Raw genomic sequence first — 13823 nt, 5'->3', positions numbered from 1 at the left:
GATCGTCCAATGGACTTGCTCACCGACATCGTCCGGCTGATGCGCCCCCAGGCGTTGATATGGAAGACTTTCGAAGCCCGGGGCCATTGGGGCATGGTCGTTCCCCAACGGGCAGCGCCGCGCTTCAGCCTGGTCGCCGCGGGCAAGTGCTGGTACGTTCCCGAAACCGGAGAGCCGCTGCTGATGCGGCCCGGGGACTACCTGCTGCTGACCCGGATGCCGAATTACCTACTGGCCAGCAGCCCCGAGGTTGCCCTGCAATTGCTTAAACCGGCCACGCGTTCGGCGCTGACCGACGGCGAAGGCTATGTACGCTGGCAAGGGGCCGACGACGGCGAGACGACGCGGATGGTCGGTGGCTATTTTCAAGTGGCCCCCGAACACACCGGCCTGACCGAAACGCTGTTGCCGCCACAGGTTCACATCCGCTGCAGCGACGAAGAAGCTGGGCGCCTGAGCCGCCTGCTCAGCCTCATCGCCGAGGAAGCCGGTTCGTCGCTCCCCGGCCACGAACTGGTTATGAGCCGGCTGCTGCAGATCATGCTGGTAGAGGTATTGCGCCGGCCACTGCAGGCGCTGGACCGGCAGCAAACCGGCTGGCTAAGCGGCCTGTCGGACCCGAAGGTCGCCGCGGCGCTACAGGCCATGCACGCCGATGTGGCCAGGCACTGGACCCTCGCCACCCTCGCCAGGCATGTGGGCATGTCTCGCTCGGCGTTCGTGCAACGGTTTTGCGAACGGGTGGGCGTGGCGCCGGGCACGTATCTGGTCAATTGGCGCATCGCCCTGGCCAAGGACACCCTGATCAACAGCAAACGCTCTATCGCCGATATCGCGCAGTGGGTCGGTTACCTCTCCGACAGCGCCTTCAGTACCGCATTCCGTCGAACCGTGGGGTGCTCTCCCCGGCAATTCAGGGAATCGGCCTGGCAATGAAAGGGCGCTGAATGCCGCGGCGAGCGCCGCCGCCCGTCTTCGACCAGCGCTGCCCCTTACTCATCGTGGCCTCCTGGGTAAGGGACAGCGAATGCCCAGCGGGCAAGTACGGAGACGGCAAAAGCCCGATAACCCGCTGAGGGGCGCGAGGTGCTCAGCGGGGCTTTCAAATAGCAAACAGACGGCGACATACAAGGCCTGGCAATAGGGCGCGCAGCCTATATCGCAAGGCGAATGCCTTAACACATGCCTTCTGCACCCATACTTTTACAAGGCTTAACGCACGACTTAATTCACGCGCAGGGGGATGCGCGCGATAATAGCATTCCGGGCACCCCGTGCGGAATACTACGAATGACGGAGACAGCGGTTATTATAACTTCTAAACCTGTTCATATTTCAGCACAGAACGCCATAACACGCACATAGCCTGCTCGGCAGTACCCCCTACTACCTCGCACCCCGTTGCCACTATTCCAGCGTATACCCAAGCGTGAGCACAGGATGTCGGCACCTAACTCCGAGGGGGCAATTAGCTATCGTAGCTTATTGTTTTACAACGACATATTAATTTAGGCGTGCTTTTATGTTGGCATTTTATCGGGGGCCGACCTATGGTTACAGGCCGTTAATTAAAATTAAATGTGCCAACGAAGTGATCCCGGTCAACAGTTTGTTTCGCACACAACTGTAGGCTTCGGCGTCTCTTCTCCTGGATGGAGCCCCGCAATGCCTGAATCCCCCGTTAAACTTCGATTGGGTGCTTTAGTTGCCCTTGTCGTGGGCTCGATGATCGGTGGCGGGATCTTCTCCATTCCGCAGAACATGGCCGCGAGTGCCGATGTGGGCGCTGTGCTGATCGGTTGGGTGATTACCGCCGTGGGCATGTTGACCTTAGCCTTCGTTTTTCAAACCCTGGCCAATCGCAAGCCGAACTTGGACGGCGGCGTCTACGTTTACGCCCGGGCTGGTTTCGGCGACTACATGGGCTTTTCGTCCGCCTGGGGTTACTGGATCAGTGCCTGGCTGGGCAATGTCGGATACTTCGTGCTGTTGTTCAGCACCCTCGGTTACTTCTTTCCGATCTTCGGTGAAGGGAACACCCTGGCGGCGGTGATCGGTGCCTCGGTGCTGCTGTGGGCGGTGCATTGGCTGGTGCTGCGGGGGATCAAAGAAGCGGCGTTCATCAACCTGGTGACCACCGTCGCCAAAGTGGTGCCGCTGGTGCTGTTCGTGCTGATCGCGCTCTTTGCGTTCAAACTGGACATTTTCACCACCGATATCTGGGGCACGCAGAACCCGAGCCTCGGCAGTGTCATGAACCAGGTGCGCAACATGATGCTGGTCACCGTCTGGGTCTTCATCGGCATCGAAGGCGCCAGCATTTTTTCGGCACGGGCAGAAAAACGCACAGACGTTGGCAAGGCCACCGTGATCGGTTTTATCACCGTGCTGCTGTTTTTGATGCTGGTCAATGTGCTGTCTCTCGGAATCATGACCCAGCCGGAATTGGCCAAGCTGCAGAATCCATCCATGGCCGCCGTTCTGGAGCATGTGGTTGGGCATTGGGGCGCGGTGCTGATCAGCGTCGGCTTGATCATCTCGCTGTTGGGGGCGTTGTTGTCATGGGTGCTGCTGTGTGCCGAAATCCTGTTCGCCGCGGCCAAGGACCACACCATGCCGGCATTCTTGCGCAAGGAAAACGCCAACCATGTACCGGCCAACGCCCTGTGGCTGACCAACGCCATGGTCCAGGTGTTCCTGGTCATCACGTTGTTTTCCGCCAGCACATACCTGTCGCTGATCTACCTCGCCACCTCGATGATCCTGGTGCCGTACCTATGGTCGGCGGCGTATGCGGTGCTGTTGGCCGTGCGCGGCGAAACCTACGAAAACGCCCTGGCCGAACGCAAGAAAGACCTGTTTATCGGCGCGGTCGCGCTGGTCTATGCGGTCTGGCTGCTGTACGCCGGCGGCACCAAATACCTGCTGTTATCCGCCCTGCTCTACGCCCCTGGCGCGATCCTGTTCGCCAAGGCTAAGCAAGAGCTGGGCAAGCCGATCTTCACCGCTGTCGAGAAGCTGGTTTTCGCCGTGGTGGTCATTGGCGCCTTAGTGGCGGCGTATGGGCTCTACGATGGTTTTCTGACCCTATAACGCCCTCACTGTTATTGCTTACGGAGGAACAGTAATGACCACGGAAAAAGTAAAGTACGGTGTACATTCCGAAGCCGGCAAACTGCGCAAAGTGTTGGTCTGCTCCCCGGGTTTGGCCCACCAGCGGCTGACCCCCAACAACTGCGACGAACTGCTGTTCGACGACGTGCTCTGGGTCGACCAAGCCAAGCGCGACCATTTCGACTTCGTGAACAAGATGCGCGAGCGGGATATCGATGTGCTGGAAATGCACAACCTGCTGACCGATATCGTCGCCATCCCCGACGCGCTGGACTGGATCCTGGAGCGCAAGATCACCGCCAACAGTGTCGGTGTCGGCTTGGTCAATGAAGTCGGCGCATGGCTGCGCAGCCTGGAACCGCGCAAGGTGGCTGAGTTTCTGATCGGTGGGGTGTCGGCCGACGACCTGCCCACCAGCTTCGGTGGCAAAACCCTCGAAATGTACCGCGGCTTCCTCGGCCACTCGAGCTTTATCCTGCCACCGCTGCCCAACACGCAGTTCACCCGCGACACCACCTGCTGGATCTACGGCGGCGTGACGCTCAACCCGATGTATTGGCCGGCGCGGCGCCAGGAAACCTTGTTGGCCAGCGCTATCTATAAGTACCACCCCGAGTTCAGCCATGCCGACTTCCAAGTGTGGTACGGCGACCCGGACCAGGAGCACGGCAGCGCCACCCTCGAAGGCGGCGACGTGATGCCCATCGGCAACGGCGTGGTGCTGATCGGCATGGGCGAGCGCTCATCCCATCAGGCCATCGGCCAACTGGCGCTGAACCTGTTCAAGCACAACGCCGTGGAGCGGGTGATCGTCGCCGGCCTACCCAAATCCCGCGCGTCGATGCACTTGGACACCGTGTTCAGCTTCTGCGATCGCGACCTGGTGACCATCTTCCCGGAAGTGGTCAGCCAGATCGTGCCCTTCAGCCTGCGCCCTGATGAAAGCAAGCTGGGGGGCATCGATATCCAAAGGGAAAAAACCAGTTTCCTCGACACCGTGGCCGCCGCGCTGAACCTTAAAGCCCTGCGCGTGGTGGAAACCGGTGGCAACAGCTTCGCCGCCGAACGTGAGCAGTGGGATGACGGCAACAACGTGGTGGCGGTAGAGCCTGGCGTGGTGATCGGTTACGACCGCAACACCTACACCAACACCCTGCTGCGCAAGGCCGGCGTGGAAGTGATCACCATCAGTTCCGGCGAGTTGGGCCGTGGCCGTGGCGGCGGCCACTGCATGACCTGCCCGATCATTCGCGACCCCATCGACTACTGACATTCAGGCCTTGGCCGGGTGCTACACAGGCTCGGCCAAGGGCCTACCTATACGGAAGGAGACCCACCATGGCGTTCAACATGCGCAACCGCAGCTTGCTTTCGCTGATGCACCACACCACCCGCGAATTGCACTACCTGCTGGACCTGTCGCGCGACCTCAAACGCGCCAAATACACGGGCACAGAGCGGGCCCACCTGAAGGGCAAGAATATCGCGTTGATCTTCGAAAAAACCTCGACCCGCACCCGTTGTGCGTTCGAGGTGGCGGCCCATGACCAAGGCGCCCACGTGACCTATATCGACCCGGTGTCTTCGCAGATCGGCCACAAGGAAAGCATGAAAGACACTGCCCGCGTGCTGGGGCGGATGTTCGATGCCATCGAATACCGGGGTTTCGAACAGGAGATCGTCGAAGAATTGGCCAAGTTCGCCGGTGTGCCGGTGTTCAACGGCCTCACCGCTGAATTCCACCCGACGCAAATGATCGCCGACACCCTGACCATGCGCGAACACAGCGACAAGCCGCTGCATGAGATCAGCTACGCCTACCTGGGTGACGCGCGCTACAACATGGGCAATTCGCTGCTGATGATCGGCGCCAAGCTGGGCATGGATGTGCGTATCGGCGCGCCGAAGGCTCTGTGGCCCCACGAAGACTTCGTCAAGCAATGCCAGGGCTTTGCCGAAGAAAGCGGCGCGCGCATCACCCTCACCGATAACCCGCAGGAAGCCGTCAAGGGCGTGGACTTCATCCACACCGACGTGTGGGTGTCGATGGGTGAGCCGATGGACGCGTGGGACGAACGCATCGAGTTGCTGCTGCCGTACCAGGTCAATACCGAGATGCTGAAAGCCGCGGGCAACCCGCGGGTGAAGTTCATGCACTGTTTGCCGGCCTTCCATAACAGCGAAACCAAGGTCGGTAAGGACATCGCCACCCGCTACCCGAACTTGGCCAATGGTGTGGAAGTGACCGAAGAGGTGTTCGAATCGCCGGCCAACATTGCCTTTGAGCAGGCGGAAAACCGCATGCACACTATCAAGGCCATTCTGGTGTCGACGTTGGCGGATATCTAAACCCTACAGGCCGATCCCACCCATCGGTGGGAAGGCCACTGTGAACGCAAAAGGACGCCTTTATGCGTATCGTCGTTGCATTGGGCGGCAACGCTCTGCTGCGCCGTGGCCAACCCATGAGCGCAGACAACCAACGGGCCAATATCCGCACCGCCGCCGAACAAATCGCCCGCATCGCACCGGGCAATGAACTGGTGGTGGCCCATGGTAATGGTCCGCAAGTTGGCTTGCTGTCGCTGCAAGCGGCGGCCTACAGCGCTGTCAGCCCCTACCCGCTGGACGTGCTCGGTGCCGAAACCGAAGGCATGATCGGCTACATCATCGAACAAGAACTGGGCAACCTGCTGCCCGCCGACGTGCCGCTCGCCACCCTGCTGACCCAGGTCGAAGTCGATGCCAACGACCCGGCCTTTTTGAACCCCACCAAGCCCATCGGCCCGGTGTACGCCAAGGCCGACGCGGAAAAACTCGCCGCAGAAAAGGGCTGGGCCATTGCCCCCGATGGCGATCGGTTCCGCCGGGTCGTCGCCAGCCCCAAACCCAAGCGTATCTTTGAAATTCGCCCGATCCAGTGGCTGCTGGAAAAAAATTGCATTGTGATCTGCGCCGGTGGTGGTGGGATCCCGACAATATATGGCGAGGATGGCACGCTCAGGGGTGTGGAGGCGGTGATCGACAAGGACCTATGCTCCGCCTTGCTGGCCGAGCAACTGGCCGCCGATTTGCTGGTGATCGCCACCGACGTGCCTGCAGCGTTTATCGGCTTCGGTACACCGACACAACAAGCCATCCGCCAGGCCCACCCGGACGAAATGGAAAATCTCGGCTTTGCTATCGGGTCCATGGGCCCCAAGGTCGAAGCCGCTTGCGAGTTTGCCCGGCACACCGGCAAAACCGCGGTGATCGGTTCGCTGTCAGACATCCAAGCGATTGTCCAAGGCACTGCCGGTACTCGCATCAGCACGGCAAAGCCCGGCATCACCTACTTATAAATGCACCGGGGGCGGGCCTTGCGCCCACCCTTCTCCAATGCCTTGGAAGGAGTAACCCCTATGGCCACGTTTGAACCCGGCCACTTGCATATCGAACGCCACGCACTGAACGCGGCCGATTTCAGTTACGACCTGTGGATCGATTATGAGGTCAGCCAAGACCCCACCGAAGGGCGTGGCATGTTGTTCACGCTGCACGGCTCGGTACAGGGCAAGGTGCTCAAGGAGGCATTCTTTCTGCCCAAGGACCAAGCGTTCGACTTCGCCCGATACGCCATGGCCATCGCTCAGAAATACGGTATGCCGAAGACGGCGGTGTTGGACGCCTCCGTGCACAAACATTACGACGAAATGTTCGAGGACGTGCGCCACCAGTTGAATGTGAAGCCGGGAGACCCGGTAAAACCTGAGCATTTGCAATAAGCGATTCTACTCAGCGACGCCGGGCTGCCCCAGGCGGTCGCTGGAAGCTTTGCGGGGTTTGCCAGTGGTGCTTCCGGCGCGCGCCTGCCGGGCGCGGCGTTTTCAGGATGGAGCTGATTGGCAGGCAGCGGAACAAATCAACGGCCGCCAGCTACATCAATAAGGGCGCCCGTGGTGTAAGACGCCGCGTCGCTGAGCAGCCACACGATCATTTCAGCCACCTCTTCCGGGCGCCCGGCACGCCCCAGCGGGGTGGCGGAGCCAAGGCGGGCCGCACGGTCAGGCTGGCCGCCACTGCCATGTATATCGGTGTCGATCAGGCCAGGCCTGACCGCGTTGACACGGATGCCCCGTGGCCCGAGCTCTTTGGATAGCCCAATGGCCAGCGTATCGAGGGCACCTTTGGAACCGGCATAATCCACATATTCGAACGGTGAGCCTAAGCGTGCCGCGGCCGACGACAAGAGCACGATCGACCCGCCTGCCCCGGTGCCCGGCCGAGCGAGCCGGCGGGCACCTTCGCGTGCACACAGGTAGGCGCCGAACACATTAACGTCGAACAGACGCTTGAGCCGCTCGGCGCTCATCTCGGCCAACGTCATCGATGGCGCTACCACGCCGGCGTTGACAACAACGCCATCCAGCCTGCCGAAGTGTGATTCTGCCTCGTCGAACAGATGCAATACGTCCGTTTCGTTGGCCACATCGCCTTTGACACACAGGGCTTGACCGCCAAGCGCCCTGACATCGGCGGCGGTCGATTCGGCCGCGTCATCGTTGCCAACATAGTTGATAACCACCGCCCAACCTTTTGCGCCACACAAGCGCGCGGCTGCTCGGCCGATGCCCCGGCTACCCCCCGTGATAAGAATGGCCTTGCTTACAGCCATGGCAGCGACCTCCTGGTATGCGATTTCAACCCTCAACCCCAGCACCGGGCGCGACGTGGCGGTGCTCATTTACGGCCGCGAGTTTCGACTGGTGGATGTTATTCACTATATCCCCAAGCGCGGCGGCCGCAAACTCGTCCTCGACTTGCCTCGGCGCAAAGCAAAGGTTTTTGAGTCTTCAACCGCGTGGTAAACATCAGGCAGGGTTATCGTTTTTCAATGAAGCGCTTTAAAGGCCTCTGTTACCGTAAATTCGTCTCGATCAATCGTTTAATTTCGGTGGAGGCGGCGTCGGGGCCGACACCACCGAAGGGGGGCGAGGGCGCATATTCCATGCTCAACTCGACAGCAGCGCCAAGCGCCTCGCCGGCAATGAGCCCGCAGAGTTTGAGCCCCAACTCGGTACCCGCGGACACCCCTGCGGACGTGATCAACTTACCGTTGCGTGTTACCCGCTCTGCAGAATAGGTTCCGCCAAATGGTAAGTGCACAAAAACTGACCTGCACCTGTGGCAGCCGGAAGAGTGCTTCATAGGAGCCGACGGCATCCAGGGCGGTCACGCCGTCGAACAGGAAAATGGCTACTTGCATGGTGGGAACCTGGTGCAGTGTCGTTAGTTGGCGAGTGGCCGGCCTTTACAGCAACCAGTCACTTACAATGCCCAGGCCCGAGCAGAGCACAGCCGGTTACGACGCCTCGGCGGTTTGGACATGAGGGTATGCCGGCACATTCACGACCATGGAAGCGCGGCGTAGAGAGGCATCCACCCCTACGCCGCGGATTTTCTATCCATATACTGACTTCTTATCACGAAGGCTTATGGAATTGCTCACCCTCACGTTCAGCGTGATTACACCGCTTGCAGGTCGGCGTGGTGGTTCCCTACCTCTATGGCTCTTTTGAGTTTGGCCACAGGAATATCAGGCAGAATGCTGTGAATCAGCGACAGCGCATAACCCCGCATAAAGGCCCCGCGCCGCAACGCCAGGTAAGCGGTGTTGGGCAGCGTCAGACGCGTTTGATTCAAACAGGCGATGGCCTGATCACGATCGGGGCTGTAAGCCATTTCTGCGATAATGCCGATACCCAGCCCTACTTCAACGTAGGCCTTTATGATGTCGGAATCCAATGCAGTCAATACCACATTGGGCGTAAGGCCATGCTCATAGAACGCCTGGTTAATCTGGGCCCGCCCCGTCATGCACTCGTCGTAGGTGATGATGGGATAAGCGGCGACTTGTGCGAGCGTTAACTGCGGTTCTTTCAACAGCGGGTGCCCTACCGGCACGATGAGGCAATGTGACCAGGAGAAGGCTTTAAACAAGACCAGGTCTGAAGGCGATTGCCTATACAGGTGCTCGTTGACAAACCCCAGGTCGGCCACGCCGTCACGCACCATCTGCGCGACCTGCGCCGGCGATGCCTGATGCAAGCCTAACTTGACCTGCGGATACTGCGCACTGAACGCCGCCAGCACCGGTGGAAGTAAATACCGGGCTACCGCATGGGTGGTGGCGATATCCAGCTGCCCGGTAATCAAGCCAAAGTGATCGCTCGCCGCGCCACGCAGGTTTTCCTGTTCGACCAACAGCCTGTCGATGATCTGTGCGATGTCACGCCCCGGAGGGGTCAGGCCGATCAACCGCTTGCCATACCGCTCGAAAATTTCAACGCCGAGCTCTTCCTCCAGCTCCCGGATCTGCCGTGAAACCCCAGACTGAGACGTACACAGCACATTAGCCGCATCCGTGAGGTTGAATCCCTTGCGGATAGCTTCGCGTACGGTTCTCAGCTGTTGAAAATTCATTCCTGGAGACCTTCGGTGAGTGCCTGGCGGTGGAGTGCCTAACGCGCCCGAATAGTAGAGTTCCGTCAACCACACTGGAAGCTATAAATAGTTATTTTGCTATTACCTAATAGCATAAATATGTTGGCTGTCTTCGCCGCCGCCCCAACGACTTGTAAACAGCGCTCACCCTGAGCGATTCAGCTGAGACGCCCCTATAGCGAGTTTCTTTTGACGCATTTATCCCGGGCGTTTAAACCCGGGCAATCTCGCGCGGCGTCTTAGCTAAGCTGATTTTTTCGTTTCTCCTCCCGCGCCTGCCCACGGTAATTTCTGCAGCTCGTCGTGCGCCACCGCACGCGGATCCATTACTTGACTTGCGAGATTTGTATGCCGGTGCCTAGGGGCAGGATTTACGACAGCATCATCGACACCATCGGGGCCACGCCGCTTGTACGCTTGAATAAACTTGCAGCCCACGCAGGCGCCGAAGCACAACTGCTGGGGAAACTGGAGTTCTTCAACCCGCTGGCGTCGGTGAAGGACCGTTTGGGCATTGCCCTGATCGAAGACGCCGAGCGTGCCGGGCGGCTGATTCCTGGCTCGGTGATCATAGAGCCGACCTCTGGCAACACCGGTATCGCACTGGCGTTCATTGCCGCCGCCAAGGGCTATCAACTGATTTTGTGCATGCCCGCCAGCATGTCCGAAGAACGGCGCAAGATGCTTCGCTTCCTGGGCGCCACACTGGAATTGACGCCCCCTGAAAAAGGCATGGGCGGTGCCATCGCACGGGCTGAAGCGCTGAACCGGGACATTCCGGGTTCGATCGTGCTGCAACAATTTGAGAATGCTGCCAACCCACAGATCCATCGAACCACCACTGCCGAGGAAATCTGGCAGGACACCGCCGGCAAGGTCGATATCGTGGTATCCGGTATTGGCACCGGTGGCACCATTACCGGGGTTGGCGAAGTGCTCAAAAGCTATAAGCCATCCGTACAGATCGTTGGCGTGGAGCCCGCTGGCAGCGCCGTGTTGTCGGGCGGCCAAGCCGGGCCGCACAAGATCCAAGGTATAGGCTCGGGCTTTCTGTCAAAAATTCTCAACCTGAACGTGATTGACGAAATACTCACGATCAGTGATGACGACGCCCTTGATACGGCGCGAAAGGTGGCAAGGGTCGAAGGCGTGCCGGTTGGCATCAGTTCCGGGGCGGCCCTGGCGGCTGCGCTGGCCCTCGCGAAACGGCCGGAAAACCGCGGCAAGATGATCGTGGTCGTTATCCCCAGTTTCGCCGAGCGTTACCTTTCCACCGCTTTGTTCGACGAGGTGTAGGGTTGGCTATGTCTACGCTTCCCTGGTGCCCACCTACCCCGGTAGGCGCGCCCGATGCCCTGGGAAAACGGCCGTTGTATTTCGATTACGCCGCCACGACCCCTGTCGACGTCCGGGTGATAGCCACCATGGTCGAGTGCCTGGGGGTCGAGGGTACGTTCGGTAACCCAGCCTCCAGCTCCCACCTATTTGGCCAAGCTGCGCGCAACCGTGTCGAGCAAGCACGGCGCCAGGTTGCCGACCTCGTCAACGCACAACCTACGCAGATCATCTGGACGTCCGGCGCCACCGAGTCGAACAACCTCGCCTTGAAGGGGGCCGCCCAGGCGTGCCAATTGGGGAAAGGCCATATCGTCAGCAGCACGCTGGAACATAAGGCGGTGCTCGATACATTGGCGCAGTTGCAAGAACAAGGTATTGCCGTGACCTATCTGGCGCCCGACCGTGACGGCGTGATCACCGCGCAAGCGGTACAGGATTCATTGCGCCCGGGCACCTTCCTGGTGTCACTGATGCTAGCGAATAACGAGCTGGGTACGCTGACCGATATCGCCGCCATCGGCCAGATCGTCCAGGAACATGGCGCACTGTTTCATGTAGATGCCGCACAAGCGACGGGAAAGGTGAGTATCGATCTGGCCCGGTTAGCGGTTGATCTGATGTCCTTCAGCGCCCATAAAACATACGGCCCTAAAGGCATTGGCGCGCTGTATGTGGGCCCACGTGCGCAGCCCCGTTTGCGCGCGCAAATCCACGGCGGCGGCCATGAACAAGGCTGGCGCTCCGGCACCCTAGCAACCCACCAAATCGTCGGCATGGGCCATGCTTTTTCCCTTGCCGGCCAACTGCGGGTCGAAGAGCACGCGCGCATCCTGGCCCTGCGCACGAGGCTATTGCAAAACCTCGAAGGCCTGCCGATTCGGGTCAATGGTGAGCGAGCCGAGCATGTGCCGCACACCCTGAGCCTCACGGCCGGCCGGAATTTCTCCCTCAGCGATGAGCTCGCGCTGTCTTCGACTTCGGCGTGCAATTCGGCCAGCAACGAACCCTCCCACGTGCTATTGGCGCTTGGTTTGCGGCGGACTGAAGCGCTGCGCACCGTTCGCCTGAGCTTGGGCCGCTTCACCACCGAAGATGAAGTGGACCGGGCGGCACAGTTGATCGAGCAGGCGCTGCGGGCGCCAGTACCCTGAATCACCGGCGGCCGCTGGATGGCTATGGCCTGCTACACCTGAATGCGCCTGAATGCACCTGTAAAAACCACGACCGCGAACGCCAGTGCCTGTTCACCGTTCGCGGGGGCTTGTTCTGAACGGCGTTACGCATGAGGTAACCGACATGGCACGTTCCGACAAACGCCAGATGCGCCTGGCGGCTTTTCTTTCCGGCCTGGGGGCGCATGTCCAGGCCTGGCGCCACCCTGCCAGCGCCCCCAACAGTGCCTCGAGCATTGCCACGTTTATCGAAGCTGCGCAGATCGCCGAAGCCGGCAAGTTCGACTTCGGCTTCATCGCCGATTCGACCTTTATCACTAAGGACTCCACGCCTTACTTTCTTAGCCGGCTAGAGCCCATCACTGCGTTGGCCGCAGTGGCAGCGGCTACCTCGCGACTGGGCCTGGCGGCGACGATGACGACCTCCTTCAGCGAGCCTTTCACCACCGCCCGCCAGCTAGCATCGCTCGATCTGATCAGTGGCGGCCGCGCCGCCTGGAATGCTGTAACCGGTGCGTTGGAGGGCCACGCGCGCAACCATGGCGGTGAAAAACTGTACGACCACGCTTTGCGCTACCGCATCGCTGACGAATACATACAGGTAGTCAAAGGGCTGTGGGACTCGTGGGAGGACGATGCATTCGTACGCGACAAGCAAAGCGGCCACTACGCCGACCTGAATAAAATGCACACGCTGAACCACAAGGGCGAGTTTTTCTCGGTGCAAGGCCCATTGAACATCGAGCGCTCCCCTCAGGGGCGCCCCGTTCTATTCCAGGCTGGCGCCTCGGAAGCAGGCCGTGAACTGGCCGCGCGCCAAGCCGATGCGGTGTTCTCTGGCAGCGTCGAGGACCCGGTACAGGCCAAAGCGTACTACCAGGACATCAAACGCCGCGCCGTCGCCCATGGCCGCTCGGCGGGCGATATCCTGATTTTCCCGTCGATCACGCCGGTGGTCGGTGCCACCGAAGAAGACGCACTGCGCAAGCACCGGGAAGTCAGTGAATTACTGGATATCGATATTGCCGTGAAGTACCTGAGTCGCTATTTCAGCTTCTTTGACTTCTCCCAGTTTGCCCTGGACGAACCGTTGCCCGAACTGGGCGATATAGGCAAAGACAGCTTCAAATCCACTGCCGAGCACTACTTGCGCATCGCCCGCGAACAGCAGTTGACCTTGCGCCAACTGGCGCTGCGTGCCGCCAGCCCGGGGTTGCAGTTCGTGGGCACCGCCGAGCAGGTGGCTGATCGTTTGCAAGCATTGTTCGAGGACCAGGTCGTCGATGGCTACATCTTGCACAGCTACCTGCAGCCCTTAGGGCTGCGCGAATTCGTCGATCAGGTGGTGCCGATTCTTCAGGACCGCGGGCTGGTACGCCGCGAATACGAGGCCGACACGTTACGCGGCAACCTAGGCTTGGGCTTCCCGGTGAATTGCCACTGCAGTTCCGAACACCATTGATGTGCTCAGGCTCGGGCGCTGCAGAAGCCCGCCAACCACGCCCACCTGCGCGCCGAAAACACACCCGATTGCAATGCCATCGCTTAGACGCTTGGCGGCTTTGTATTGCAGTTAATCTCAGTTCGTAGGCGCACCGCGCTGCCTTATATTCATGGCCGCGTCACTCAACGACGCGCCACCCGACTATCACGAGATGGAGGCCAGCCTATAACAATTCAGGAGTAACAGCAGTATGCGTGCGCCACCCACCCGCC

The 13823-nt window shown here is 60.0% G+C and carries 12 protein-coding genes; 10 read left to right on the top strand and 2 right to left on the bottom strand.

Annotated features, from left to right (window positions below; translation table 11 throughout):
• Positions 1 to 9 precede the first annotated feature (9 nt).
• From HAQ05_RS08760 to HAQ05_RS08735, 6 genes are all read left to right on the top strand, one after another.
• A complete protein-coding gene (locus tag HAQ05_RS08760; RefSeq protein ID WP_190419487.1) occupies positions 10 to 936 on the top strand; it encodes an AraC family transcriptional regulator in 927 nt (308 codons plus the stop codon).
• A 729-nt stretch (positions 937 to 1665) separates the two neighbouring features.
• On the top strand, positions 1666 to 3093 hold the full coding sequence (gene arcD, locus HAQ05_RS08755) for an arginine-ornithine antiporter (RefSeq protein WP_190419485.1): 1428 nt from the start codon (positions 1666 to 1668) through the stop codon (positions 3091 to 3093).
• A 34-nt stretch (positions 3094 to 3127) separates the two neighbouring features.
• Positions 3128 to 4384, top strand: coding sequence for an arginine deiminase (gene arcA, locus HAQ05_RS08750; protein WP_190419483.1), 1257 nt, complete (start codon positions 3128 to 3130; stop codon positions 4382 to 4384).
• Positions 4385 to 4452: 68 nt separating this feature from the next.
• A complete protein-coding gene (locus HAQ05_RS08745; RefSeq protein WP_190419481.1) occupies positions 4453 to 5463 on the top strand; it encodes an ornithine carbamoyltransferase in 1011 nt (336 codons plus the stop codon).
• 62 nt (positions 5464 to 5525) lie between these two features.
• The gene (gene arcC, locus HAQ05_RS08740) at positions 5526 to 6455 is read left to right on the top strand and encodes a carbamate kinase (RefSeq protein WP_190419479.1); all 930 of its coding nucleotides are present in this window, start codon (positions 5526 to 5528) and stop codon (positions 6453 to 6455) included.
• A 60-nt stretch (positions 6456 to 6515) separates the two neighbouring features.
• A complete protein-coding gene (locus HAQ05_RS08735) occupies positions 6516 to 6878 on the top strand; it encodes a DUF5064 family protein (protein ID WP_190419477.1) in 363 nt (120 codons plus the stop codon).
• Between the two features lie 137 nt (positions 6879 to 7015).
• Here HAQ05_RS08735 and HAQ05_RS08730 read toward each other — a convergent pair whose 3' ends face one another.
• The gene (locus HAQ05_RS08730) at positions 7016 to 7768 is read right to left on the bottom strand and encodes an SDR family oxidoreductase (protein WP_190419475.1); all 753 of its coding nucleotides are present in this window, start codon (positions 7766 to 7768) and stop codon (positions 7016 to 7018) included.
• On the opposite strand from HAQ05_RS08730, the gene HAQ05_RS08725 reads away from it, so the two are divergent.
• Entirely contained in the window at positions 7767 to 7961 is a 195-nt protein-coding gene (locus HAQ05_RS08725; protein ID WP_190419472.1) for a hypothetical protein, read from the top strand. The two genes, HAQ05_RS08730 and HAQ05_RS08725, sit on opposite strands and share 2 nt — an antisense overlap.
• A 658-nt stretch (positions 7962 to 8619) precedes the next feature.
• On the opposite strand, the gene HAQ05_RS08720 is transcribed toward HAQ05_RS08725, so the two are convergent.
• Positions 8620 to 9576: a LysR substrate-binding domain-containing protein gene (locus HAQ05_RS08720; protein ID WP_190419471.1), complete on the bottom strand. Its 957-nt coding sequence runs from the start codon at positions 9574 to 9576 to the stop codon at positions 8620 to 8622.
• Between the two features lie 369 nt (positions 9577 to 9945).
• Between HAQ05_RS08720 and cysK the strand changes: the two genes are divergently transcribed.
• The 3 genes from cysK to HAQ05_RS08705 all read left to right on the top strand — a co-directional run bounded on the left by cysK (position 9946) and on the right by HAQ05_RS08705 (position 13569).
• Positions 9946 to 10893 (top strand): cysteine synthase A, encoded by a 948-nt coding sequence (cysK, locus tag HAQ05_RS08715; protein WP_190419469.1) that lies wholly within the window; start codon positions 9946 to 9948, stop codon positions 10891 to 10893.
• Positions 10894 to 10952: 59 nt separating this feature from the next.
• Positions 10953 to 12086 carry a cysteine desulfurase family protein gene (locus HAQ05_RS08710; RefSeq protein ID WP_190419787.1) on the top strand — a complete coding sequence of 378 codons (1134 nt, stop codon included), beginning with the start codon at positions 10953 to 10955 and terminating at the stop codon, positions 12084 to 12086.
• A 145-nt stretch (positions 12087 to 12231) separates the two neighbouring features.
• Positions 12232 to 13569, top strand: coding sequence for an LLM class flavin-dependent oxidoreductase (locus HAQ05_RS08705; protein ID WP_190419467.1), 1338 nt, complete (start codon positions 12232 to 12234; stop codon positions 13567 to 13569).
• Positions 13570 to 13823 lie beyond the last annotated feature (254 nt).

Origin of the sequence: Pseudomonas typographi (assembly GCF_014694385.1) — a bacterium.
Taxonomy (GTDB): domain Bacteria; phylum Pseudomonadota; class Gammaproteobacteria; order Pseudomonadales; family Pseudomonadaceae; genus Aquipseudomonas; species Aquipseudomonas typographi.
Note: the sequence above shows the minus strand (reverse complement) of the source record. Positions and strands in the feature narration are given on the sequence as shown.